The organism is Paraburkholderia sp. Cpub6 (assembly GCF_014201065.1).
Classification (GTDB): Bacteria; Pseudomonadota; Gammaproteobacteria; order Burkholderiales; family Burkholderiaceae; genus Paraburkholderia; species Paraburkholderia tuberum.
Map to the genome: position 1 here is coordinate 91,125 of NZ_JACHDM010000017.1, position 23,632 is coordinate 114,756.

Sequence of the window (23,632 nt, forward strand, 5' to 3'; positions counted from 1 at the left end):
AAAAAACCGGCTCGCGCCGGTTTCTTTATTGCGCCGCCGGAGCGGCATCAGCCGTTGATGTACTGGAACAGCGACATGTTCTGGATCTGCACGAACGCTTGCTGCGAAGCCTGCAAGGCCGCCTGCTGCATCGTGTACTTGCTGATCGTCGAGACCATGTCGGTCTGGGTCAGGTCCGCGAGATCGCTTTGCGTTTGCAGTGAGTTGGTCTCCGTAACCGTTTGCAGCGCCTTGACTTCCTGCTCGCGGCCGCCGACCGATGCCTGCACCGCGGTGACGTTGTTCAGCGTGTTGCCAAGCTGCGACAGGCCCGTATTCAACGCGTTCTGCAGCTTCGCCGAGGCCGCGGGGTCGCCGCTCACCGGCTGCTGGAGCGCGGCGATCATCGCGTTCAGGTTCGCGAACACGTTGGTGCCCGCCTGGTTGGCCGGCTGCACCGTGAATTTGTCGTTGGCCGCCGGCGTGCCTGTGATTTCGACGGTCTGGCCCGCGATCGTGATGTCCGAGCCCGCCGTGTACGGCTGCGCCGTACCCGCGACGTTGGTCGTCGTGTCAGTGACCGTGTAGGTGAGCGAGCTGCCGCTGCCGCTGAACTGGATCTGGTACGAGTCCGCGTTCCCCGCGTTGGTCGGATCCTTGACCGACACCGCGCCGATCACGCCGCTGCCGGTATTGGCCGGGTCGCCCGAGGCGATCGGCTGCGCGTTGGTCGCGCCGACGCTCATGAACACCGACAGCCCATTGTCACCGGTCGAGACCGCGTTGCTATCGGTGACCTGCACGGTGCGCGTGCCCGTGTCGCCCGTATAGGCGACGTTGCCGGCCGCATCGGTCGTGAAGGCCTGGGTCGAATTCTGGAAACCGGCGAACAGCGCGTTGCCCGAGCTGTCGTTCGCATTCGCGTAGGTGACGAGCTGGTCGCGCAGGGCGGTCAGCTGCGCGGCGATCGCCGTGCGGTCGGCGTCGTTCAAACTGCCGTCGCCGGCGCGCAGGCCTAACGTGTTCGCGCTTTGCAACGTCGTGATGACGTTGGAGAGCGTCGAGTCCTCGGCCTGCAACGACGTGAGCGCCGCGTTCTGGTTCGTCGTGTACTGCGACAGCGCGGACGCCGTCGAGCTGAGCTGCACGGCCTGCGCGGCGCCGAGCGGATTGTCGGCGGGCGTGGTCAGGCTCTGGCCGCTCGAGATTTCCTGATAGATCTGCGACAACTGAGCCTGCTGATTGCTCATGTTCGCGACGTTCATGCTGAAGTACTGCTGGCTCGAAATTCGCATGGTTCCGCCTTACGAGAAGATGCCAAGCAAAGTCTGGAACAGCGTCTGCGCCGTCTGGATGACCTTGCTGTTGGCCTGATAGAGCTGCTGGTACTGAAGCAGGTTGGCCGCTTCCTCATTGATATTGACGCCCGACACCGACTGCTGCGCCGACGTGATCTGCGTGACGAGCGTGCTTTGCGCGGTCGCCGAGGTCTGGATCTGCGTGGTCTGGTTGCCGATGTTGTTGACGTAGCTCGCGTACGCGCCCGTCAGCGTCGAGGTGCCGCCGTCGAGCACCTGCGCCGAAGTCAGGTTCGACAGCAGTTGCGCGTTGCGGCCGTCGTTGGTCGCGCCGGTGTTCGGTCCGATCGTGAACGAGTCGCCGTTGGCGGGCGTGCCGCTGATCGTGACCGTCACGTTGTTCATCACGCCCGCGCTCGCCGAATTGCTCGGGTTGGTGATCGTCAGCGTCGCGCCCGAGCTCGGCGAGTATGGCACCGCGGTCGTCGCCGAGCTGATCGTGTACTGCGTGGACGGCGAGCCGGCGACTGTCACCACCGTGCCGACCGGGAAGCCGGTCAGGCCGGTGCCCGCGGTGTAAGTGATCGTCGAGGTGCTGGTCGGCGCGCTGTAGCCGGCAGATACCGTGCCTTGCGTGATCGTCCCGGTGCCGGTGTTCGACGTCGACGCCGACGCGAGCACCGGCGCCGCGGCCGCGATTGCCGACGCCGACGTGGTGGTCAGCGCGAAGCCGTCGAGCGCGCCGCGGGTCGGTTCGACCGAGAACGAGTCGCCGGCCTTCATCGTGCCGCTCGCGACCGAGAACTGCAGGCCGCCGATCGGGTTGGTCAGGTTCGCCGCCGAACCGACGATGCTGCCGGTCTGGTTGTCGGTCAGCGTGTAGCTACTGCCGTCGTACGACAGCGTGTAGTCGCCCGTGGTCGGCTGGGTCGCGTCGGCGAACGAGACGCCGAGCGTAGCGTTGCCGGTGTTCTGCGAGTTCGCGTACACGGTCGGCGAGCCGACCGTGAACAGCGCGCCGCCCGCAGTGCCGTTCAGCGTCAGGCCGAGTTCGTTCTGCGCATTGACCTGCGCGGCGAAGCTGGTCGCGATCGCGCCCAGTTGCGCCTCGGCCGGATCGAGCGTTTGCGAGCGGAATTGCAGCAGCCCGCCCAGCGTGCCGCCGGACACGCTCGTGTCGGACAGCGTCTGCGGCGTCGGTGTCGGCTTTGCCCCGGCCTGGCCGAGATACTGGACCGACAGCTCGCTCGGATCACCCGACGAAGTCGCCGTGCCGAGATTGAAGCTGTTGCCGGCCAGCACGAGCGGCTGTCCGCTCGACATGAACAGGCTATAGCTGCCGTTGTCCTGCACGACCGACACGCCGATCAGCTGGGACAGGTTCGACACCGCCTGGTCGCGTTCGTCGAGCAGCTGGTTCGGCGGCTGGCCCTGGTTGCTCGCCTGCGTGATCTGCGTGTTCAGCGACGCGATCTGCGCGGTGTAGGTGTTGATCTGCGTAACAGAGTTGCTCAGCTGCGTGTTGACGCTCGAGCGCAACTGGTCGTACTGCTGGCCCGCCGCGTTGATCTGGTTCGCGAGCGTCTGCGCGTCGCTGACCGCGGTCTGCCGCGCCGACACGCTCGACGCGTTGTTGGCGACGTTCTGCAGCCCCGTGAAGTAACCGCTGATCGCGCTCGCAATCCCGGCGGTCGGACTGCCGACGAGGTTGTTGAGCTGGGTGATCATCGTGTTGTACGCGGTGAGCGCGCTGCTCGACGACTGCGCGTTGTTCAGCTGGGTCGTCAGGTACTGGCTGTACGCGCGCGTCACGGTGTCGGTGGAGACGCCCATCGGCAGGTAGCCGGAGCCGGTATACGTGCCGCCCGTCTCCGAATACACCGGGGTTTCCATCGTATAGCCGGGTGTCGACGCGTTGCTGATGTTCTCACCAGTCGTCGTCAAACCCCATTGGGCCGCGTTGAGTCCGCTAAGGCCGATATTCAACAGATTGCTGGACATGCGTCATCCTGAAGGGCGGCATCGCAGACATGCCACCGCGTTAGTGGAACATCCTCTTTAACGGCCCACCTTGCGAAAAATTGAGGGCCATTCCACTTCGTTTGCGCGACGTTGCCGCGCTGTTGCCTCCGACGCGAGTGCAACGTTTGCTTCGTCGGCCAAAGCGTTCGCGCGGTGCCGGGCGTCGCGCGAACGGCACCGCGCGTTGGCTCGCCGCTCAGCGCGCCAGCGAGCGGCGCTTCATTTCGAGCTGCGTGATCAGCCGCTGCAGCGTGTTTTCCGCGTTGCCCGGCAGCGACAGGAAACGGAAGCCGAGCTGATAGCGCTGCGTGCCGTTCGGCAGCGCGAGCGAGCGATGCGACACGAGCTGCAGATCGAGCGACAGACTGCCGAGCGCGCCGAGCGTGAGCTCGCAGTCCATCAGGCGCGCGCCCATCGGCAGCGCGGCGACGCGCAGGTCGGTCGTGCGCATCCCGACGCCGCCGAGCGACAGGTCGTGCACCTCGAAGCGGAACGTGTCGCCCTCGGGCAGGCGGCCCGTACACATGAACGGGTCGAGAATCGGCGCGGCGACGCGGAAGTACTCGCGGCGCTGCACGTAGAACAGCACCTCGGGGAAGTCGGCCTCGAACGCCGGCATTCCCTCGAAGCGCGTCTCGCGTGGCGTCGGGGTCGTGAACTCGACGCGCACGCCGTCGGGCGACGCGTGGAACTGGCAGCGCGGCGCGTTGAGCAGCCCCTTGTTCTGATCGGCAAGCGCGCCCCAATCGAAGGTGAAGGTGCGCTCGCGCACGTCGACGTCGAGCAGGCGCGTGACGATCTGCCCGCCCGCATATTCGACGGTGAGGAAATCGCCGCGATTGACGATATTGCGCAGCTGCACGCCGATTTCCAGCGGATTGCGGCGGCCGAAATCGGAAGCGCTCTCGTTTTGCGGGACGTGCGGCTGACCGTTCGTGTCAGTCAGGCCGTTCGACTGGTTCATATCCATGGGCTTGCCGGTAAGCATGTTCTTGCGGGCACGTGCCAGGGCCTAGCCATGGACTCTGAGGGTCTTCATGCAAAGCCGCAACACACGCGTTCGACCGGACCTTACAGCGCTATTCCGGTATCGGGTCTAACTCGTTAGCGGCAGCATCGAGCCAAAATTTAGGGGCTCAATTTAAATATTCGCCGGAAAATTTCGCGCAAACGTTAAAAGCGTATCTGCCCTATTTTCCGCAACCTTGCTCGCCCCGGACCTCGCGGAGCTTTTTACCGATGCCGCTTTTTTTGCTGCTTTTATCGCCGCTTTTACCGACACCTTTAAAACCGCTTTAATGCCGTCGCGTGCATTATTTTTAATCAGCCCATTTTCTGCATGATCGACAGCAGCTTTTTCGCGTAATGCGGATCGGTTGCATAACCGGCGCGCTGCATGCCGTTCGCAAAACCGTTCACGTCGCGCGACGAATTGATCACCTGCGCGTAACGCGGATTGTTCTTCAACATGCTCGCGTAATCGGTCATCGCTTCCTGGTACGAGTCGTACGCGCGGAATTTCTCGACCGTGCGCTGCGGCTTGCCGTTCACGTACTCGGTCGTGACCGTCGACACGGTCTTGCCGGTCCAGTCGTTGCCCGCCTTGATGCCGAACACGTTGTGGCTCGTCGAGCCGTCGGCCTTCTTGATCTCACTCTTGCCCCAGCCCGATTCGAGCGCGGCCTGACCGATGATGAAGCGCGCCGGAATGCCGGTTGCTGCGCTCGCGGCCTGCGCCGGCGCGGCGAGCTTGTCGACGAAGGCGTCGACCTTCGACGAGCTGCCGTCGCCGCGCACCGGCGGCGTCAGCGCGCTATTGGCCGAGTAGGCGCGGCCGAGCCCGAGCTGACCGTTGGCCTGGGCGTTGCCGTAGGCACGCGCGAGCGCGTTGAGCGCCGCGCTCTGGCCTTCGTCGCCGCCGCTACCGCCGCCGAGCGCGTTGGCCATGCCGGCGAGACCACCCGCCGCGCCCGCGCCGTTCGCGCCACCCACCTGCATGCCCTGGTTGCGCATCAGCTGCTTGAGCATCGCGTCGGCGACGCCGATGCCCTTCTTCGACAGCTGCTGCGCCATCTGCTGATCCATCATCGACGTGAACGTCGCCGTGTCGTGCGAATCGAACGGACCGTCCTGCGGCGTTGCATCGCGCATGCTCTTCAACATCATCTGCGTGAACACGGCGTCGAACTGCTGCGCGGCCATCTTCATGCCGGCTTGCGGCGAGGCCTTCGCCTGCGCGCTGAGTGCGCCGAAGCCTTGCACGTCGAGCGCGAACCGGCTGGTCAGATCGTTGGCGGAGTTGACGCTATTGGTCGTATCGGAATTCATCTCGCGTGCTCCTTAGATGATTTCAAGGTCGGCGCGCAATGCACCGGCTGCTTTCATGGCCTGCAGGATCGACATCAGATCCGCAGGCGTCGCGCCGAGCGCGTTGAGCGCCTTCACCACTTCGGCGAGGTTCGCACCGGCGTTCACGAGTTTCAGCGAGCCGTTGTCCTGCTTCATCTGGATCTGCGACTGCTGCGCGACCACCGTGCGGCCGTTCGAGAACGCGCCCGGCTGGCTCACCACCGGCTGCGTATTGATCACGACCGACAGATTGCCGTGCGCGACCGCGCAGTTCTGCAGCGTGACCATCTGGTTCATCACGATCGAGCCGGTGCGGGCGTTCAGGATGACCTTCGCGGCGGCCTGCCCGGGCCGCACTTCGAGGTTCTGCAATTGCGCCATGAACGAGACCTGCTGCTGCGGATCGGCCGGCGCGCGCAGCTGGATCGTGCGGCCGTCGAGCGCGGTCGCGGTGCCGCTGCCGAACGCGTTGTCGATCGCCGCGACGACGCGCTGCGTGGTGTCGTAGTCCATGTCGTTCAGGTCGAGCTGCATGGTGCCCGCCTGCGACACCGCCGTCGGCACCGAGCGCTCGACGATCGCGCCGCTGGTGATGCGCCCCGCGGCGAGCTGGTTGACCTGCACCCTGCTGCCGTTCGCGCTCGCGCCCGCGCCGCCCACGGCGACGTTGCCCTGGCCGAGCGCATACACCTGGCCGTCGGCGCCCTTGAGCGGCGTGAGCAGCAGCGTGCCGCCGCGCAGGCTTTTCGCATTGCCGAGCGACGACACCGTGATGTCGATCGCTTCGCCCGGCCGCGCGAACGGCGGCAGCACCGCGGTCACCATCACCGCGGCGACGTTCTTCAGCTGGATGTTCGACAGCGACGACTGCGAGTTGCTGGAGCCCGCCGCCTGGTTGTTGATCGAGATGCCGAGGTTCGCGAGCATGTTCGCGAGCGTCTGCGTCGTGAACGGTGTCTGCGTGGTCTGGTCGCCGGTGCCGTCGAGGCCGACCACGAGGCCGTAGCCGATCAGCGGGTTGTCGCGCACGCCCTGGATCTGCACGAGGTCCTTCAGGCGCTCCGCGTGCGCCGGCGTCACGGCCGGCAGCGCCGCGCAGGCGAGCGCGACGAACATCAGTGCGCGGCCCGCGCGCGACAGCGTGTTGAAGACGGTACCCATGATCACCACGGCGCCACGTTGAGGAAGAACCGCTGCAGCCAGCCCATGGTCTCCGCTTCGTTGATGTAACCCTTCGCGGAGTATTCGATTTTCGCGTCGGCGACCTGGGTTGAATACACGGCGTTCAGACTCGAAATCGTGTTGGGATTCACGACACCGGAAAAGCGCACGAATTCATTGCCCTGATTGATCAGCATCTGTTTCTCACCGCTCACGATCAGGTTGCCGTTCGCCTGCACGCCGGTCACGGTCACGGTGATCGTGCCGTTGAACGTATTCGACGCGTTCGCGCCGCCGGTGCCGGTAAAGCCGTTGGCGCCGGTCGCGTTCAGGTTGGTCTTGGCGAACAGGCCGCCGAGAAAGCCCGCGGTCGGCACGCTGAAGTTCGTGCTGCCGTTGCGACTCGCATTCGCGCCCGAGTTCTTCGTCGCGTTGATGTTCTCGGCGATCACGATCGTGATGATGTCGCCTACGTTGCGTGGCCGCTGGTCTTCGAACAGCGGCCGACCCGCGTAGCCCGGGTTGTAGATCGAGCCCGGCGCCTGCGCCTGCGGCGGCAGCGGCGGCACCGCGTTCATCGGCTGCTGGGTGATCGGTTCCCTCGGCAGTTGGGCGCAGCCGCCGAGCGCGGCGAGCAGCGTGAGCTGCACGAGCGCCTCGGCCGTGCGCGAATGAACCGGAGTGCGAGTGGAGTGCGACATCATCGTTTACCGCCTTAAATTTCCAGTCCTCAAACCTGCATCTGGCTCAAGGTCTGCAGCATCTGGTCGGAGGTCGTCACGGCCTTGCTGTTGATTTCGTACGCGCGCTGCGTCTGGATCATGTTCACCAGTTCCTGCACGACGTTCACGTTCGACGCTTCCACGTAACCCTGGTTGAGCGTGCCCGCGGCGTTCAGACCCGGTTGCGACACGTTCGGCGCACCCGACGACGCGGTCTCCGCGAACAGATTCTCGCCCTTCGAGTCGAGGCCGGCCGGGTTGATGAAGGTCGCGAGCTGCATCGTGCCGAGCTGCTGCGTATTGCTCGAGCCGGCCACGGTGATCGACACCGCGCCGTCGCTGCCGATCGTCAGCGAGGTCGCATTGGTCGGGATCGTGATCGCCGGAATCACCTGGTAGCCGCTCGACGTGACGAGCTGACCCTGCGCGTTGGTCTGGAACGAGCCGTCGCGCGTGTAGGCGGTCGTGCCGTCGGGCATCTGCACCTGGAAGAAGCCCGCGCCGTTGATCGCGACGTCCTTCGAGTTGCCGGTCTGCTGCAGGTTGCCCTGTGTGTACAGACGCTCGGTCGCGACCTGTTGCACGCCGGTGCCGAGCTGGATGCCGGACGGCAGTTCGGTTTGCTGCGTCGAGTTCGCGCCCGGCTGGCGGATGGTCTGGTACAGCAGATCCTCGAACACCGCGCGCGAGCCCTTGAAGCCGTTGGTGCTGACGTTCGCGAGGTTGTTCGAGATCACGTCCATCTGCGCCTGTTGCGCATTCATGCCGGTGGCGGCGATATACAGTGAGCGGTTCACTTATGGTTCTCCAATGTCGGGCGGAGTTGGCGCTTTAGCGCTTGCTCCGGACCCATGCAAAGCTGTCTCGGAGCGCGCCTCGTAGGGCGCCCCGCGGCAATCCGTTAGCTGAAGCTGAGCAGCTGGTTGGCGGACTGATCGTTCTTGTCGGCGTTTTCCAGCAACTGCGTCTGCATCTGGAACTGGCGCGCGTTGGTGATCATCGAGACCATCGCGCTGACCGGATTCACGTTGCTGCCTTCGAGCGACGCCGGCGCGAGCGTCACGGTCGGATCGGCGTCGGCTGGATTGCCGTCGGCGGTGCGAAACAGACCGTCATCGCCGCGCGTGAGCGACTGCGGATCGGGATTGACCAGCTTCAGCTGATCGACGGTGACCACAGCGGTGGGCGGATCGCCCGGCGTCAGCGCCGACACTGTGCCGTCCTTGCCGATCGTGATCTGCGCGCCCGGCGGCACCGATACCGGCCCGCCGTTGCCGAGCACGACCTGATTGGTCGCGTTCACGAGCTGGCCGTTTTCGTCGATGTGCAGATTGCCCGCGCGCGTGTAGGCCTCGTTGCCGTCGGCGGTCTGCACCGACAGCCAGCCCGGCCCCTGAATCGCGACGTCGAGCGGATTGCCCGTCTGCTGGATCGGCCCCGGCGTGTAGTCGGCGCCCGGTGTCGACGACAGCACGAAGGTGCGGGTCGTGTCGTCGTTGATCGTGCTGCCGTCGCCGAACGACATCGGCACGGCGCGGTAGGTTTCGAGCTGCGCGCGAAAGCCCGTGGTCGACGCGTTCGCGAGGTTGTTCGCGACGATCGCCTGCTGTTCGAGCGCCTGCGCGCTGCCCGACATCGCGGTGTAGATCAGCCGATCCATGAAGAGGTCCCGTTCGCTTACAGGTTGATCAGGGTCTGGTCGACGGCCTGCTGGGTCTTGATCGTCTGCGCGTTCGCCTGATAGTTGCGTTGCGCGGTGATCAGGTTGACCAGCTCGCTCGTCAGATCGACGTTCGAGTTCTCGACCGCGCCGCCTTGCAGCACGCCGTGATTGGTCGAGCCCGGCGTCGAAATCTGCGCGACGCCCGAGGCAGCCGTCTGGCCGTACTCGTTGTTGCCGAGGTCGACGAGGCCGTTCTGGTTCGAGAAGTTCGCGAGCACGATCTGGCCGAGCGCCGCGGTCTGGCCGTTCGAGTAGTTGCCCGTCAGCGTGCCGTCGGAGCCGACCGTGAAGCTCGTCAGCGTGCCCGCCGCATAGCCGTCGGTCGACAGGCTGTTGACGCCGTTCTTGCCGCCGTACTGCGTGGTGCCGGCCATGTTCAGCGTGACGTTCTGCGGCGTGCCCGAACCGTCGGTGGTCGGGATCGACATCGTGAACGCGCCGAGCGTCGCGGTCGCGAGGCCGGTCGTCGCGTCGGTCGTGCTGACCAGCGTGCCCGACGAATTGAAGTTCGCCGTGCCGATCAGGGAAGCGGTGCCGGTCGACGGGCCCGCGTACACGTTCCACGTGCCCGAGCCCGTCTTCGCGAAGTACATATTGACGGTCTGCGAGCCGCCGAGCGTGTCGTAGACGGTCGTGCTCGTCGAGTAGTTGTAGGTCGACGAGCTGCTCTGGTTGAAGGTGGTCGGGTTCTGCGTGATCGTGTAGCTGTCGCTGGCCACCGGCGTGCCGCTGAACGTGATGCTCTCGCCGTTGCCGAGCGTGATCGCGGTGCCGGCCGTGTAGGGCTGCGACGCCGTGGTCGTGCCGAGCGTGTTGTCCGTGACCGTGTAGGTCGTCGGGCTCGTGAAGTTGATCGTGTACTGGTCGGTGTTGGTGCCCGCTGCCGCGTTGGTGATCGTCGCGCCGGCCGTACTCAGCGTGCCGGCGTTGGTGCCGCCCGGCGTCGCGGTCGGCGCGCCGAGCATGATGTCGTCCTGCGCGTTCAGGTTCAGGCCCGCGGTGATCGAGGTGGTCGCCTGCGGCGCGATGTTCGCGGTCGGCACCGTCAGCGGCACGGTCTGCGCGGTGTTGATGATGCCCGAGCCATTGGCCGCGTAGCCCATCAGATCGAGGCCCTGCGCGTTCGTGATAAAGCCGTTCTTGTCGAGCTGGAACACGCCGTTGCGCGAATAGGTCAGCGTGCCGTTGTTCGACATCTGGAAGAAGCCGTTGCCGTTGATCGCGACGTTCAGCGCCTGGTTCGTCGTCGTGAGCGTGCCTTGCGAGAATTGCTGCTGCACTTCGGAGAGTTGCGTACCGATACCGATCTGCTGGCTCGTCGCGGTCGCGACCGAATTGGCGTACATGTCGGCGAATTCCGCGGTGCCGCTCTTGAAGCCGACGGTGTTGGCGTTGGCGATGTTGTTGCCGATCACGTCGAGATCACTCGACGACGCCGACAGACCGCTCAAACCTGTTTGGTAACTCATGACGTACTCCGTATCTGTAAAGTCGTAACTGAATGGATCCGGACTACAGGATCGCTGCGACGCTGGTCAGGCCGACCGTCGAGCCGTTCGACAGCACGAGGCCCGGCGTGCCGCTGCTCTGCTGGACGACGCTTTCCACCGTCGCGCCGGTGAGCGTGGTAGCCGTTGCCTGCTGGCCGTTGATCGTGCCTGTCGCGGTGATCGTGTAGGTGCCGTCGGCGAGCGTGTTGCCCGCAGAATCGGTCGGCGTCCAGCCAACCGGAATCGTGCCGGCCGACTGCTTGCCGAGATCGAGCGTATTGACGATCGTGCCGGCCGAGTTCTTCACTACGATCTGCAGGTCGCTGACGGAGTTCGCGAGCGTGACGCCGAACTCGTTCGTCTTGCCGCTCGACACGGTGATCGAGTTGCCCGGTGCGAGCACGGTCGAACCGATCAGCAGCGCGGCCTGCGACTGCTGGCCCGCCGACAGCTGCGTCGACAGCGAGGTGAGCGACGTATTGAGCTGGCTGATGCCCTGCACCGTGCTGATCTGGGCGAGCTGCGAGGTCATCTGCGAGCTGTCCATCGGATTGGTCGGGTCCTGGTTTTTCATTTGCGCGACGAGCAGCTGCAGAAAGGTGTCCTGCAGGTCCGCCGCCGACGTGCCCGACGTGCTGCTCGTCGAGCTGGTCGCGCTCGAGCTGCTGCTCGTGCCGTTCATCGTGTCGAGCAGCGTCTGCGAAACGGTCGTGCCGCTGCCGCCGATCGTGGTGTTGGTGGTCAAGGCTCTCTCCTCAGGTTCCGATCGTGAGCGTTTTCAGCATCAGGGTTTTGGCCGTGTTCAGCGTTTCGACGTTGGCCTGGTACGAGCGCGAGGCCGAGATCATGTTGACCATCTCCTGCACCGGGTCGACGTTGGGCAGCGTCACGTAGCCGTTCGCGTCGGCGGCCGGATTGCCGGGCTCGTACGCGGTCTTCATCGGCGACGGATCGTCGACCACGCCCGTCACCTGCACGCCGCCGACCTGCTGGCCGGAGCGTGTGCGCGCGCCGCCGAGCGGGCTCACCGCGAACACGACCTGCTTGGCCTTGTACGGCTGACCGTCGGGGCCCGTCGTGCTGTCCGCGTTGGCCAGGTTCGACGCCGTCACGTTGAGCCGCTCCGACTGCGCCGACATCGCGGAACCCGCGACACCAAAAATGTTCATCAGGGATGGCATGTTTCCTGACCTCTCCTGCCGGTTCGCACCGGCTTTACGTTAAGTCCCGTAGCGTTTCTGTTCGTGCGTGCATGCTGCCTGTATTCAGCTGCTATGCGCCCTGCCTGGGTGCCGTGCGGCGTGCAGGGCTTACGACGAGCCCGACGTAATCGCCGACAGCATCGTCTTGATCTGGTTCGACACGACCGTCATACCCGACTCGAAGTGCACCGTGTTGTCGGCGAACTGCACGCGCTCGGTGTCGACGTCGACCGTGTTGCCGTCGAGCGCCGGCTGCAGCGGAATCCGGTATTGCAGGTTGCCGTAATCGTCGGGGCTGCCGCCCGTCGCCGTCAGCGTGGCCTTGCCGCTCATGTGGCCGGCCTCGGTCGTGTTCATCGACATGCCGCTCGTCACGCCCGCGGGTTGCGTCATCGCGAGCGTCGAGCTGTTCGATGCGCCTTGGCCGGCGGTGCTGCCGCCCGTCTTCTTCAGCGCGCCGGCGAGCGACGACGCGAAGTCGATATCGCGCGCCTTGTAGCCGGGCGTGTCGGCGTTCGCGATATTCGACGACAGCAGTTCCTGCCGGTATGCGCGCACATCCATCGCCTGCCGGCCGAATGCGAATTCGGCATCGAGCTTGTCCAGCATCGGAATCTCCCGAGAACGTTTCCAAGGCCGTCCCGTGTGCGCATCGTGAGAGACACGCGGCGGGTGCGAAGGCCTTTTTGCATGTGATGCATCTTATGGGCCGCGCGCAAGCGGCAATCGGACGAATAACCGGGAAAGGGGGCTTCTATTCAACGTTTGCGCGAAAGCGGGGCTCACTAGAATGCAAGGCGTACCGATGCATTCGATGGAGACCCGCGATGGACCAGCCCACCAACACCTTGCCGCAGCCGGCGAGCGGCACGACGATGCGTCGCGTGGGGGGTGGCCGGGTCGATGAACGGGGCGATGGTTCGGAGGGCGCGCTCGCCCAGCCGGTGCCGCGCTCTTTCTCGCGTTGCCTTGCGCATTGCCTGACGCGGGCGGCCGTCAACGTCGCGGTATGGGTTGCGGGCGGCATCGTGTTGCTGCCGGCTACGACCCAGGCGCAGGATGCGGGCGGCCCGATCGTGATTGCCGGGCCCGCCGAGAAAAATCCCGCCGCGCTAAACGATCTCGCGCAACGGATTCAGACGCCGGCGCAGCGCAGCGCGTCGGCAGCGTCGCTCGCGGCGGCGACCGCACAGTCGCTCGGCCACGCGAGCGGGTCGCGCGACACCGATACGTTCGGGCGTGCCGCGCGCGCAAGCGGCGCGATCGTCATTCCGGGCGCGGGCGAGCCCGCTGCCGCCGCGCCGGCCATCATCCGCACCAACTTCAAACCGGACGCCAACGGCGTCGTGACGATTCCGCCGGCGGCCAGCACTGGGGCGTCCGGCGTCGCGCGCGTCAATGTCGAAGCGGGCCCGGCCGCCAGCGTCGCGAATCAGCGCGTGGTCGCGGCCAGTGCGCCGCAAGGCGACGGTTTCGACAGTCTCGCCGCGCGCGGCGAGCCACCCGAGTTCGGCGCGAATGGCAAGCCGATCGCGGCCGCTGCGGCGCAGCCGGCGCATCCCGGGATCGCGAGAACACCCGCGACGTCGCCTGGCTCGCGCCAGCCGGCGGCCGTCATTGCACAGAGAACGCCGCAGACCGCTACCGCCGCGACGGCTGCGCAAGCCGGGCCGCTGCCTGGCCAGCAGGACCCGGAAGCGATTCACGCGAGCGCGCTCGCGTTCCTGCAACAGCAGGCCGTCGGCTTGCCCGGCAAGGCCGACATCACTGTCGCGCCCGCGTTTCCGCGCGGCCTCGCCGCGTGCACGTCGCTCGAACCGTTCATGCCGACCGGCGCGCGCCTGTGGGGCCGGCTGACGGTCGGCGTGCGCTGCGCGGGCGAGCGGCCGTGGACCATCTATCTGCAGGCGCGCATCTCGCTGCATGCGACCTACTACCTCGCCGCCCGCGCGATGGCGCCGGGCGAAGTGCTCACGGCCGCCGACCTCGTCGCGCGCGAAGGCGACCTGACCGGCCTGCCGCAGGCGATCGTCACCGACCCGTCGCAGGCGGTCGGCTCGGTCTCGCTCGTGCGGATCGCGGGCGGCATGCCGCTGCGCCGCGACATGCTGAAGAGCGCGTCGGCGGTGGTGTTCGGCCAGACCGTGCGGGTCATCGCGGCCGGCGACGGTTTCTCGATCTCGTCCGAGGGCAGCGCGATGAACAACGCGTCGCCGGGCCAGCAGGTGCGCGTGAAGACCGCCAACGGCCAGATCATCTCCGGCATCGTCAAGGACGGCGGCACGGTGGAGATCCCGATGTGAGCGGACTGGCGGCAACGAGCACCGTCGAAACGGCCGGCGCCCCGGTGGCCAGGGCAGACGGACGGGGATTGAAAGGGGTAGATGGCCACCTGGCGGCGAGCCGGGTGTCGAGCGATTGCGCTAAAGTTTTGATCAGCGGTTGCCGTTATCAGGATCAAATCGTTAGGGAAGCCAATCGTGAAAGTCGATCCCACCACCTCTTCAAATCTGCCGTCGTTGAAAGACGCTTTGTCCCGTTCGCAGCAGAGCGACGAAGCCACGCCGGCAGCCAGCACCACGCAGGGCGCGACGAGCACGGCCGCGCCGGCCGCGAGCAGCGCGTCGGGCGACACAAGCGTGAGCCTGTCGGGTCTGTCGCAGCATCTGCACAGCCTCGCGGCCTCCGGCTCGGCCGACATCGACACCGCGCACGTCGAGTCGATCAAACAGGCGATCAAGGACGGCAAGCTGCAGATCGACTCCGGCAAGATCGCCGACGGCGTGCTGCAGACGGCGCGCGACCTGTTGCAGAACAAAACCTCGTCGACCGGCAACTGATCGGCATTTCGCCGCGCGGTGATCTGCCGGGCGGCGTCCGACCAACCCGGTTCGCGCGCCGTTCGCGAGCCAGTGTGCGTAGCGAGTTGTTGATATGAAAGACGCCCTCGTTGCTACCCTGATCGAAGAATATTCGACCGTCGAGGCATTCGCCTCGATCCTCACTCTCGAAACCAAAGCGCTGACGGCGATCTCGCCGCTGGAGCAGTTGCCGGCGATCGTCGAGAAAAAAACCGAGCTGATCGGCGTGCTCGCGAGGCTCGAAGCCGCGCGCGACTCGCATCTGGCCGAACTCGGCTTTCCGACCGGCTGGTCCGGCATGGAGCTCGCGGCCAGCACCGACGCGCGCGTCGCGACGCAATGGAAACTGCTGCAGAAAGCCGCGGATCGCGCGCGGCGCGTCAACACCAACAACGGCGAGCTGATCCGCGTGCGGATGGACTACAACGAGCGCGCGCTAAAGGTGCTGCAAGTCAACGTGCCGCGCAAGACGAATCTGTACGGGCCGGATGGACGCGTTCCGGCTTATTCGGGACTTTGATCGGCCCGCCTGCCCGGCCTGCAATCGAGCAATCTACGAAATGAATGAAAAAGCCCGTCATCGACGGGCTTTTTCGTTTTCCGCCGCCGCTTTTCCACCCACTTCCCTGTCCTTCCGCGCTGCGTTAGCCGTTCGGCTAGCTGGCGCTAGTCCACCTCGTCACGTTGAAATGGTGACTTCGTTCGAGCTTTCGCCAACGCCGCGGCTTCGACGCGGCCGCAATTCGACGGGCGGAGTCTTGCTTGCTCGTTAGTTTGTGTAGGCGTGTGTATAATGGAGGATATGATGTATGAACAGTGCCGAGGTCGTCAAATTGATTCAAGCGAATGGCTGGCAGCTCGTCCGCATAGCGGGCAGTCACCATCATTTCAGGCACGCGGGAAAACGGGGGCTCGTGACCGTCCCGCATCCGAAAAAAGATTTGCCGGCCGGCACCCTGAACAGCATTCTGAAACAGGCGGGGCTCAAATGAAGCATCTGATCTTTCCGATCGCCATCGAACCCGGAGACAACACGCACGCGTTCGGCGTCGTGGTGCCCGATATTCCAGGCTGCTACTCCGCGGGCGACACGCTCGAACAAGCGTATGTGAACGCGAAAGAGGCAATCGAATCGCATCTCGAAACCTTGCTCGACGAAGGGCTGCCGCTGCCCGAGCCTCTCACGCTAGGTGAGCATCGGCGCAATCCCGAGTTCGCGGGGTTCACATGGGGTTTCGTGACGACGCGCAATATTCCGGCGTTGAAGAAGGCGGTTCGCATCAACATCTCGCTGCCCGAGGTGCTGGTGCAGGAGATCGACGCGTATGCGCAGGCGCGCGGTATGTCGCGCTCGGCGTTTCTCGCGCTCGCCGCCGAGCATGAGATGGCGAACGCCTGAGCAACGGCAGGCGGCACAGGCGCGCATTGGCATCGGCGCACCGCCGCATCTGAAGGCGGCGTTTGAAAAACGGCGTGCGGCGCCGCGGTGGCGTCAGTTCGCTTCGGCGTTCGCCCAGGCCATTTCGCGCAGTCGGGCGCGCAGGCGTGCCACGGCCTGGCTATGCAACTGGCACACGCGCGATTCGCTGACTTCCATCACCGCCCCGATCTCGCGCAGATTCATGCCGCGCTCGTAGTACAGCGACATCAGCAGCTTCTCGCGCTCCGGCAAGCGGTCGATCGCTTCGATGAGCGCCGAGCGTAGGCTGTCGTCGAGCAGCGCCGAGAGCGGATCGGAATGGTCGACGCAGTAGCGGTCCAGAAAAGGTTCGTCGTCGGCGGAGCGGTCGAAGTCTTCGTAGTAGATCAGCTGGCTGCCATGCAGGTCCTGCAGCATCGACTGATATTCGTCGAGCGGCATTTGCAGGTGCTCGGCGACCTCCGCCTCGCTCGCCGAGCGGCCGAGGTTCTGCTCCACCTTGTGCACCGCGGATTCCACTTCGCGCGAGGTGCGGCGCAGGCTGCGCGGCAGCCAGTCGTTGCTGCGCAACTCGTCGAGCATCGCGCCGCGAATCCGCTGGCTGGCATAGGTCTCGAACTGCGCGCCCTGGTCTTCCTTGTAGCGGCCGGCGGCATCCAGCAAACCGATCATGCCGGCCTGGATCAGGTCGTCGAGATCGACGCTCGCCGGCATTTTCGCGACAAGCTGCAAGCCGAGTCGACGCACGAGCGGTGCGTACTTCGTCAAAACTTCGGCCTGAGAAATCTTTCCCTGAGCGTTGTACATCGTGCTCCCCTTGTCCTTCGTGCACGCCTTTCAAGCGTGATGCGCGGACGGTTGGTCGGCGTGGTGCGCCGCTGTAACTGTCGCAGGCGCCCGCCAGGGCGTTTGCGACGACATCGCTGGCCGCATCGGCCAGTACTGCAATTCGGCGGCGAGATGGCGGAAGTCGCGCGCGGCCGGTGTCGACGGAAACGCGTCGACCACGCAGCGCGACAGCTCGAGTGCCCGTGCGATGCGCACGTCGGCCGCAATGCAGCCGGCGTTTTCCAACGCGACGGTCAGGTAACGGCCGGCCACGCCGGCGAGATTCGCGAACGCGGCCTGCGCGTCGTTGGCGCTTTGCACGTGATTCGCGAGCACGCGCAACTGCGCGATCGCGTGCGCGTAATGCAAACGCTTGATGCACGCATAGGCCTCGGTGATCGCCTCGCCCGACATGCGCGCGACGATCATCACGTCATGCGCCTGCCTGGCGAGCGGCGACAGATGCCCTTCGTCGTCGAGCTGCGCGTCGATCAGCACGATATCGGCCGAGCCGCCGAGCAGCACACCGAGTTCGGCCTCCGTATGCCCCTCGCGGTTGTTGCGCGAGGCGGACAGCACCGAAAAGCCGAGCGCGTGACGCGCGGCGGCGAAATCGACCGGGCTCTCGCCGCGCATCACCGCCGCGAAGTTGCCCGCGCCGCGCAAGCCGCCAAGCATCGCGCTCACCGATTTCTCACCGACGCATTCGTCGATCACCAGCACGTCCTTGCCCTGCTGTGCGAGCGCCGCGGCGAGGTTGACCGCCACGGTCGTATTACCGATGCCCGACGACGCACCCGCCAACGCGATCACGCGCGCGCCGCCGCGCGCGAGCAGCCGCCGCAACCCTTCGGCCTGATCCGAAACGAATTTATCCAAAGCGAACCTCGTGCAGCTCGGCCGTCGAACGTGCGGACAGCGAGGACAGCAAAGCGGGGATGTCGTCGTCGTGCGGCACGAACGGCGAGCTGTCGCGCGGAATGCAGAAGGTGCTCTTGATCAGGAATTTCTTCGTCGCGACGTAAAGGTTCTCCGGCACCTTCTGTCCGGTCGATACGTAATGCACCGGCAGCTTGTAGCGGATCACCGTATCGAGCACGCCGCCGAGGTTGGTCGCTTCGTCGAGCTTGGTCAGAATGCAGCCGGCGAGCGGCTGCTGGTCCGGCGCGCGCTGATACGCCTGCACGACTTCGTTCAACGTGTCGCCGTGGCTCGTCGCGTTGAGCAGCAACAGACGCTGCACCGGCTGGCCGGCGCGGCTTAGCATCGCGATCTGGTCGGACACGAGCCGGTCGCGCTGGCTCATACCGATCGTGTCGATCAGCACGATGTGCTTGTTGCGCAACTCCGAGAGCGCGAGCTGCAGATCGGCGCTGTCCTTCACCGCATGCACCGAAACGCCGAGAATCTTGCCGAAGATGCGCAGCTGTTCATGACCGCCGATGCGGTAGCTGTCGGTCGTCAGCAGCGCCACCTTGCTCGCGCCGAAGCGCATCACGCAGCGCGCTGCGAGCTTCGCGGTGGTCGTCGTCTTGCCGACGCCGGTCGGCCCCATCAGCGCGAACACGCCGCCGCGCTCCATCAGCGCGTCTTCGTCCTCCATCACCGGCAGGTTCGACTCGAGCACCGAGCGCACCCAGTCCATGCCGCCATCCATCGTGTCGACATCTTCGGGCAGGTTGTCGACCAGCATCTGCACGAGCTGCGCGGAAAAGCCGGCGGCGAACAGGTGCTTGGTGAGCGCGGCGCGTGCGGGACTGCGGCGCTGTCGATCGCCCCACAGCAGACCCGCGAAGTGCTCTTCCATCATGTCGCGCATCGACGACAGCTCGTTCATCACGGTGTCCTTGACGACCTGCTCCATGCGCCCCTTGATCGCTTCGGCGACGGCGGACGGCGTGCGGCTTTCGTCAGTAGCGGACGGCACGGGCGCGATCTTCTGAGCGGCGCGGCGCGCAGCGGCTTCGGCGGCTTCGCGCGCCCAGTCGGGCGTGTCGATCACCGGCGGCATGGCGGCCGGCCGCGCGTCGACTGCGCTGCCGAGGCCTTTGGCGGTCGCGACGGCGGGCGTCATCGCGGCGGGACGCGCGCTGTATTGGCCGCTCTGTTGCTGCTGCTCGGCCGCGAGGCGGCGCGCGTGATCGATGAGCCACGGATTCGACTCGGCCATCGTGCGCGGCGCGGCGGCTTCGCTCGATGGGATTGCCGGCGGTACCGGCACGCCGGCAGCTTTCAGCAAATCCGCGCGGATGTCTTTCGACAGGCGCGCGGCCGCGGCGCGGGCGCTCGCGCCTGAAGGCGTGGCGGCAGCGGCGGGCGTGGCCGGTGCGTTGAACGATGTGGCCGCGCTGGACGCCGACTGGCTTGCGGCGGGCGCGGGGCCTGTCGCGATGGCCGCGGACGCGCCGGTCGTGCCCAGCGTCGCCGGGCCGATTGGCGAATTGCCGGGCCACGCGGCGGCGGACGCTGCTTGATTCGCGGACATGCTGAGCGCCTGGCTGACGGCCGAATTGAGCGCCGAATTGAGCGCCGTCCTGTTCACCGAGCCGGCCATGAAATCCGCAGCCGCATTCGCCGGCTCGATCGCCGGCGTCGCTTCACCACCCGCTTCCGGGCTCGCGCCGAACACCGACGAAAACACGTCCGGCATTGCGCTCGCGTATGGATTCGTCGGCGCCGCGAACAAGCCGCGCGGGGCCAGCGTCGATGCCGCACCGGAGCCCGTGCCGAGCGCCGCGGCCTGCGCGCCTTCGCGCGCTTTCGGCGTGATCGCGGCGAGATCGCTATCGGCGAGCGCGACGATTTCGACGCTGCCGTCGTCCATCGTGCGATTCGACAGCACGACCGCATCGGGGCCAAGTGCTTCGCGAACGAGACGCAACGCATCGCGACTGGTAGCACCGACAAATTTACGAATGTTCAAGCTGGACCCCCGATGAGGTATACGGACTGACGGACCGGCAATACACCGCTTCCCATTGCGATCAATTATTGCGAAAGGCGTCGGGCGACGATCGATGGATAAAGACCGTTAAAGGTGGGTAATTCGCGCGATGGACACACGGCAGACGCATCGTTCGACGAGCCTGGGAGAGCCGTGCCAACGCAAACCGGCGCCCCATTGGAGCGCCGGTTTGCGTTGTATCGACAGCCGCGAGGGAGCGACCTTCGTCAGCCGTGCGCGCCGATCAGATTGACCACCTTGATGTTGCGCGTATCGGGCACTTCCGCATACGAGAGCACCTTCAGCTGCGGCAGGCTGCGGCGCAGGAAGCGCGCGAGCATCGGCCGCAGTGCGTGCTGCACCAGCAGCACCGGAGCGAGGCCAAGGTTCTGCTGACGCGTCATCGCTTTCTGCGTTTCGGTGAGCAGCGTGTTCGCGAGACCCGGTTCGAGGCCCGGGTTCGGTCCGGTCGATAGCGCCTGCGACAACACCCGTTCGAGGTTCGCGTCGAGGCCCATCACCTGCATGTCGGCGGTCCCGGGGAACCACTGCTGCGTGATCGCGCGGCCCAGCGCGAGCCGCACCGCGGCGGTGAGGTCGTGCGGGTCGGTGAGCTTGGTCGCGTGTTCGGCGAGCGCTTCGAGGATCGTGCGCATGTCGCGAATCGGCACGCCTTCTTCGAGCAGGTTCTGCAGCACCTTTTGCAGCGTGGTGAGCGGCAGCATCTTCGGCACCAGATCGTCGACGAGCGACGCTGTGTCCTTTTGCATCCGCTCGACCAGCGACTGCACCTCGCGGCGGCCGAGCAGCTCCGACGCGTGCGTGACGACGAGGTGATTCAGGTGCGTCGCGACCACCGTGCTCGAATCGACGACCGTGTAGCCGTATACCTGCGCCTGTTCGCGCAGATTCGTGTCGATCCAGATGGCGGGCAGGCCGAACGCCGGGTCCTGGGTCGGCGTGCCCGGCAGCGCGGCCGATACCTGGCCCGGGTTGATCGCGAGCCACTGGCCCGGATACGCCTCGCCCGAGCCGACCTCGACGCCCTTCAACGCGATCCGATAGCCGTTCGGCCGCAATTCGAGGTTGTCGCGGATATGAATGACCGGCGGCAAGAAGCCGATTTCCTGCGCGAACTTCTTGCGGATGCTCTTGATCCGCTTGAGCAGTTCGCCGTCCGAGTTCTTGTCGACGAGCGGAATCAGCCGGTAGCCGACTTCGAGGCCGAGCGTGTCGATCATCGTCACGTCGTCCCAGCTCGCCTCGGCGTTTTCGACCGGCGCCAGCGCGGCCGGCGCGACGTCGACTAGCGCCGGTGCGTTCTTGCGCTCCTCGGTGCGCTTCTTCATCGTGCGGCCGAGCTGGATCAGGCCGCCGCCGAGAATCAGGAACGCGAAGTGCGGCATGCCCGGGATCAGGCCCATCAGCACGAGAATGCAGCCGGTGATCATCAGCACGCGCGGGTTCGTGAACAGCTGGCCGGTCAGCTGCGTGCCGATGTCCTCGTTGGTCGCGACGCGCGAGACGATCACGCCGGCCGCCGTTGAAATCACCAGCGACGGAATCTGCGCGACGAGGCCGTCGCCGATCGTCAGCAGCGTGTAGTTCTTGCCCGCCGCGGCAAAACTCATGTCGTGCTGGACCATCCCGACGATCAGCCCGCCGATGATGTTGATCACCATGATCAGGAGGCCGGCGACCGCATCGCCTCGCACGAACTTGCTCGCACCGTCCATCGAGCCGTAGAACTCGGCTTCCTGAGAGATCTCCTTGCGCCGCGTGCGAGCCTGCTCTTCGTTGATGAGGCCGGCGTTCAGATCGGCGTCGATCGCCATCTGCTTGCCGGGCATCGCGTCGAGCGTGAAGCGCGCGGACACTTCGGCGATCCGCCCCGCGCCCTTGGTGATCACCATGAAGTTGATCACCATCAGGATCACGAACACGACGATACCAACCGCGAAGTTGCCGCCCACGAGGAAGTGACCGAACGACTCGATCACCTGACCGGCCGCATCGGGACCGGTATGGCCTTCGAGCAGCACGACCCGCGTCGAGGCGACGTTCAGCGACAGCCGCAGCAGCGTCGAGAACAGCAGCACGCTCGGGAACGCGGCGAAGTCGAGCGGCTTCATCGTGTACATGCTGACGAGCAGCACCATCACCGACAGCGCGATGTTGAACGTGAACAGCAGATCCAGCAGGAACGGCGGCAACGGCAGAATCATCATGCCGAGGATCATGCAGATCAGCACCGGCCCGGCGAGGGCGCGCAGGTTGGTGCTGCTCAGCGCATCCGAGCGTCGGGCGAGGAAACCGGCGCGAGCGTTCATGCGGAGGCTCCGTTGTTGTCGTCGCTAGTGGCGTCGTTGGCGTTGTCGTCGGCCGGGTTCAGCGTGTTGGCGGCTTCCTCGGCGGCGTCCTCGTCCGATACGCCGCCCTTGTCGAGTTCGGGCGGCACGTCGAGTTCGGTCGGCGCGACCGGCACGTCGCCGCCTTCGGCCTTGAAGCGGCGCAGCTGATAGACCCACGCGAGCACTTCCGCGACCGCGCCATAGAGCGGCCCCGGAATCTCACGATTCAGATCGACGTTGTGATAGAGCGCACGCGCGAGCGGCGGCGCTTCGAGCAGCGGCACGTTGTTTTCGGTGGCGATCTCGCGAATCCGCGCGGCCACGAGGTTCACGCCCTTCGCGACCACCTTCGGCGCGCGCATCTCGCCGTCCGTGTATTGCAGCGCGACCGCGAAGTGGGTCGGGTTGGTCACGACCACGTCGGCCTTCGGCACTTGCGCCATCATGCGGCGCCGCGCGATCGCGCGCTGCTGCTGGCGAATCTTGCCCTTGATGTGCGGATCGCCTTCGCTCTCGCGATGCTCACGCTTCACTTCTTCCTTCGTCATGCGCAGCTTCTTGTGGAACGACCAGAGCTGGTACGGCACGTCGAGCGCGGCCACCGCGAACATGCCGGCCACCGTCATGCCGCAGCACACCGCGATCAGATGCACGGAGTTGGCGAGCGCGAGATCGAGCGGCTGCGTCGCGAGCGCGAGGAATTGCTCGTGGCGATTCCAGATCGCCGTGCCGCCGATCAACCCCACCACCAGCGTCTTCGCGAGCGACATGCCGAGCTGGATCGGTCCGTTGATCGAAAATATGCGGCCGAGGCCCTCGATCGGGTTCAGCCGGTTGAACTTCGGCTCGAGCCCTTTCGCGGACAGTTGCCAGCCGCCCAGCGCCATCGGAGCGAGCAGCGCGGCAAGTCCGGTGACGCCGAGTATCGGCACGAGCGCGTAGAGTCCTTCGCGACCCGCTGAGCCCGCGCCGATCAGCATGCGGCTGGTGTCGAACGCGCTCGCGTGGTTGAAGGTGAGCGACGCACGCAGCATGTTCTGCAAATGCTCGCCGATGCTGCCCGACATGCCCCATACGCCGTAGAACCCGGCCGCGAGCAGCGCGAAGGTCGACAGCTCCCGCGAACGCACGATCTGCCCCTCCTCGCGCGCCTTCTGCAGGCGCCGAGGGGTGGCGGATTCGGTTTTTTCGAGGTCGCTGTCCTCTGCCACAAAGCTCTCCAGTCGGCCGAGGCACGGCGCCTCTTTCCAGTGAGAGCGATTATTCCTGCTCGACGCAAGCG

At 65.7% G+C, this 23,632-nt stretch carries 22 protein-coding genes; 5 read left to right on the forward strand and 17 right to left on the reverse strand.

Annotation, left to right across the window (positions count from 1 at the left end):
* Nucleotides 1-47: 47 nt before the first annotated feature.
* From flgL to flgB, 12 genes are all read right to left on the reverse strand, one after another.
* Nucleotides 48-1,274: a flagellar hook-associated protein FlgL gene (gene flgL / locus HDG33_RS24955; protein WP_184034877.1), complete on the reverse strand. Its 1,227-nt coding sequence runs from the start codon at nt 1,272-1,274 to the stop codon at nt 48-50.
* A 9-nt stretch (nt 1,275-1,283) separates the two neighbouring features.
* On the reverse strand, nt 1,284-3,278 hold the full coding sequence (gene flgK / locus HDG33_RS24960) for a flagellar hook-associated protein FlgK (RefSeq protein ID WP_184034880.1): 1,995 nt from the start codon (nt 3,276-3,278) through the stop codon (nt 1,284-1,286).
* Between the two features lie 217 nt (nt 3,279-3,495).
* Complete coding sequence (locus tag HDG33_RS24965) at nt 3,496-4,269, reverse strand: flagellar brake protein (RefSeq protein WP_184034893.1); 774 nt, start codon at nt 4,267-4,269, stop codon at nt 3,496-3,498.
* Between the two features lie 353 nt (nt 4,270-4,622).
* The gene (flgJ, locus tag HDG33_RS24970; protein ID WP_184034924.1) at nt 4,623-5,627 is read right to left on the reverse strand and encodes a flagellar assembly peptidoglycan hydrolase FlgJ; all 1,005 of its coding nucleotides are present in this window, start codon (nt 5,625-5,627) and stop codon (nt 4,623-4,625) included.
* Between the two features lie 12 nt (nt 5,628-5,639).
* A complete protein-coding gene (locus HDG33_RS24975; protein ID WP_311548380.1) occupies nt 5,640-6,809 on the reverse strand; it encodes a flagellar basal body P-ring protein FlgI in 1,170 nt (389 codons plus the stop codon).
* A 2-nt stretch (nt 6,810-6,811) separates the two neighbouring features.
* Entirely contained in the window at nt 6,812-7,510 is a 699-nt protein-coding gene (gene flgH / locus HDG33_RS24980) for a flagellar basal body L-ring protein FlgH (protein WP_184035104.1), read from the reverse strand.
* 29 nt (nt 7,511-7,539) lie between these two features.
* Nucleotides 7,540-8,328: a flagellar basal-body rod protein FlgG gene (gene flgG, locus HDG33_RS24985; protein WP_018418763.1), complete on the reverse strand. Its 789-nt coding sequence runs from the start codon at nt 8,326-8,328 to the stop codon at nt 7,540-7,542.
* A 104-nt stretch (nt 8,329-8,432) separates the two neighbouring features.
* The gene (flgF, locus tag HDG33_RS24990; protein ID WP_184034927.1) at nt 8,433-9,191 is read right to left on the reverse strand and encodes a flagellar basal-body rod protein FlgF; all 759 of its coding nucleotides are present in this window, start codon (nt 9,189-9,191) and stop codon (nt 8,433-8,435) included.
* 17 nt (nt 9,192-9,208) lie between these two features.
* Complete coding sequence (locus HDG33_RS24995) at nt 9,209-10,723, reverse strand: flagellar hook protein FlgE (RefSeq protein ID WP_184034930.1); 1,515 nt, start codon at nt 10,721-10,723, stop codon at nt 9,209-9,211.
* Between the two features lie 43 nt (nt 10,724-10,766).
* The gene (locus HDG33_RS25000) at nt 10,767-11,489 is read right to left on the reverse strand and encodes a flagellar hook assembly protein FlgD (RefSeq protein WP_184034933.1); all 723 of its coding nucleotides are present in this window, start codon (nt 11,487-11,489) and stop codon (nt 10,767-10,769) included.
* A gap of 10 nt (nt 11,490-11,499) precedes the next feature.
* Nucleotides 11,500-11,925 carry a flagellar basal body rod protein FlgC gene (gene flgC, locus HDG33_RS25005; protein WP_026225509.1) on the reverse strand — a complete coding sequence of 142 codons (426 nt, stop codon included), beginning with the start codon at nt 11,923-11,925 and terminating at the stop codon, nt 11,500-11,502.
* Between the two features lie 129 nt (nt 11,926-12,054).
* Nucleotides 12,055-12,555 carry a flagellar basal body rod protein FlgB gene (gene flgB / locus HDG33_RS25010; RefSeq protein ID WP_090802505.1) on the reverse strand — a complete coding sequence of 167 codons (501 nt, stop codon included), beginning with the start codon at nt 12,553-12,555 and terminating at the stop codon, nt 12,055-12,057.
* Nucleotides 12,556-12,773: 218 nt separating this feature from the next.
* Between flgB and flgA the strand changes: the two genes are divergently transcribed.
* The 5 genes from flgA to HDG33_RS25035 all read left to right on the forward strand — a co-directional run bounded on the left by flgA (nt 12,774) and on the right by HDG33_RS25035 (nt 16,206).
* On the forward strand, nt 12,774-14,249 hold the full coding sequence (gene flgA / locus HDG33_RS25015) for a flagellar basal body P-ring formation chaperone FlgA (RefSeq protein WP_184034936.1): 1,476 nt from the start codon (nt 12,774-12,776) through the stop codon (nt 14,247-14,249).
* Between the two features lie 177 nt (nt 14,250-14,426).
* The gene (gene flgM / locus HDG33_RS25020) at nt 14,427-14,786 is read left to right on the forward strand and encodes a flagellar biosynthesis anti-sigma factor FlgM (RefSeq protein ID WP_184034939.1); all 360 of its coding nucleotides are present in this window, start codon (nt 14,427-14,429) and stop codon (nt 14,784-14,786) included.
* Between the two features lie 94 nt (nt 14,787-14,880).
* Nucleotides 14,881-15,327 (forward strand): flagella synthesis protein FlgN, encoded by a 447-nt coding sequence (locus tag HDG33_RS25025; RefSeq protein WP_184034942.1) that lies wholly within the window; start codon nt 14,881-14,883, stop codon nt 15,325-15,327.
* 289 nt (nt 15,328-15,616) lie between these two features.
* Entirely contained in the window at nt 15,617-15,799 is a 183-nt protein-coding gene (locus HDG33_RS25030) for a type II toxin-antitoxin system HicA family toxin (RefSeq protein WP_013090886.1), read from the forward strand.
* Nucleotides 15,796-16,206, forward strand: a complete 411-nt coding sequence (locus HDG33_RS25035) for a type II toxin-antitoxin system HicB family antitoxin (protein WP_090802498.1) — start codon at nt 15,796-15,798, stop codon at nt 16,204-16,206. Before HDG33_RS25030 ends, HDG33_RS25035 begins: the two co-directional genes overlap by 4 nt.
* A 93-nt stretch (nt 16,207-16,299) precedes the next feature.
* Here HDG33_RS25035 and HDG33_RS25040 read toward each other — a convergent pair whose 3' ends face one another.
* From HDG33_RS25040 to flhB, 5 genes are all read right to left on the reverse strand, one after another.
* Nucleotides 16,300-17,034 carry an RNA polymerase sigma factor FliA gene (locus HDG33_RS25040; RefSeq protein WP_090802497.1) on the reverse strand — a complete coding sequence of 245 codons (735 nt, stop codon included), beginning with the start codon at nt 17,032-17,034 and terminating at the stop codon, nt 16,300-16,302.
* A 30-nt stretch (nt 17,035-17,064) separates the two neighbouring features.
* Nucleotides 17,065-17,934, reverse strand: a complete 870-nt coding sequence (locus HDG33_RS25045; RefSeq protein ID WP_184034945.1) for an AAA family ATPase — start codon at nt 17,932-17,934, stop codon at nt 17,065-17,067.
* Nucleotides 17,927-19,978, reverse strand: coding sequence for a flagellar biosynthesis protein FlhF (flhF, locus tag HDG33_RS25050; protein ID WP_184034948.1), 2,052 nt, complete (start codon nt 19,976-19,978; stop codon nt 17,927-17,929). Before flhF ends, HDG33_RS25045 begins: the two co-directional genes overlap by 8 nt.
* Before the next feature lie 248 nt (nt 19,979-20,226).
* Nucleotides 20,227-22,329, reverse strand: coding sequence for a flagellar biosynthesis protein FlhA (gene flhA / locus HDG33_RS25055; RefSeq protein WP_184034951.1), 2,103 nt, complete (start codon nt 22,327-22,329; stop codon nt 20,227-20,229).
* Nucleotides 22,326-23,561 (reverse strand): flagellar biosynthesis protein FlhB, encoded by a 1,236-nt coding sequence (gene flhB / locus HDG33_RS25060; RefSeq protein WP_184034954.1) that lies wholly within the window; start codon nt 23,559-23,561, stop codon nt 22,326-22,328. The genes flhA and flhB overlap by 4 nt, the downstream gene beginning before the upstream one ends.
* Between the last annotated feature and the right edge of the window lie 71 nt (nt 23,562-23,632).

Excerpts from the sequence above, each read along its gene's own strand:
- flgL (WP_184034877.1), bottom strand. The coding sequence starts at position 1,274 with ATGCGAATTTCGAGCCAGCAGTACTTCAGCATGAACGTCGCGAACATG.
- flgK (WP_184034880.1), bottom strand. The coding sequence starts at position 3,278 with ATGTCCAGCAATCTGTTGAATATCGGCCTTAGCGGACTCAACGCGGCC.
- HDG33_RS24965 (WP_184034893.1), bottom strand. The coding sequence starts at position 4,269 with ATGGATATGAACCAGTCGAACGGCCTGACTGACACGAACGGTCAGCCG.
- flgJ (WP_184034924.1), bottom strand. The coding sequence starts at position 5,627 with ATGAATTCCGATACGACCAATAGCGTCAACTCCGCCAACGATCTGACC.
- HDG33_RS24975 (WP_311548380.1), bottom strand. The coding sequence starts at position 6,809 with ATGGGTACCGTCTTCAACACGCTGTCGCGCGCGGGCCGCGCACTGATG.
- flgH (WP_184035104.1), bottom strand. The coding sequence starts at position 7,510 with ATGTCGCACTCCACTCGCACTCCGGTTCATTCGCGCACGGCCGAGGCG.
- flgF (WP_184034927.1), bottom strand. The coding sequence starts at position 9,191 with ATGGATCGGCTGATCTACACCGCGATGTCGGGCAGCGCGCAGGCGCTC.
- HDG33_RS24995 (WP_184034930.1), bottom strand. The coding sequence starts at position 10,723 with ATGAGTTACCAAACAGGTTTGAGCGGTCTGTCGGCGTCGTCGAGTGAT.
- flgC (WP_026225509.1), bottom strand. The coding sequence starts at position 11,925 with ATGCCATCCCTGATGAACATTTTTGGTGTCGCGGGTTCCGCGATGTCG.
- flgB (WP_090802505.1), bottom strand. The coding sequence starts at position 12,555 with ATGCTGGACAAGCTCGATGCCGAATTCGCATTCGGCCGGCAGGCGATG.
- flgA (WP_184034936.1), top strand. The coding sequence starts at position 12,774 with ATGGACCAGCCCACCAACACCTTGCCGCAGCCGGCGAGCGGCACGACG.
- HDG33_RS25025 (WP_184034942.1), top strand. The coding sequence starts at position 14,881 with ATGAAAGACGCCCTCGTTGCTACCCTGATCGAAGAATATTCGACCGTC.
- HDG33_RS25030 (WP_013090886.1), top strand. The coding sequence starts at position 15,617 with ATGAACAGTGCCGAGGTCGTCAAATTGATTCAAGCGAATGGCTGGCAG.
- HDG33_RS25035 (WP_090802498.1), top strand. The coding sequence starts at position 15,796 with ATGAAGCATCTGATCTTTCCGATCGCCATCGAACCCGGAGACAACACG.
- HDG33_RS25040 (WP_090802497.1), bottom strand. The coding sequence starts at position 17,034 with ATGTACAACGCTCAGGGAAAGATTTCTCAGGCCGAAGTTTTGACGAAG.
- flhA (WP_184034951.1), bottom strand. The coding sequence starts at position 22,329 with ATGAACGCTCGCGCCGGTTTCCTCGCCCGACGCTCGGATGCGCTGAGC.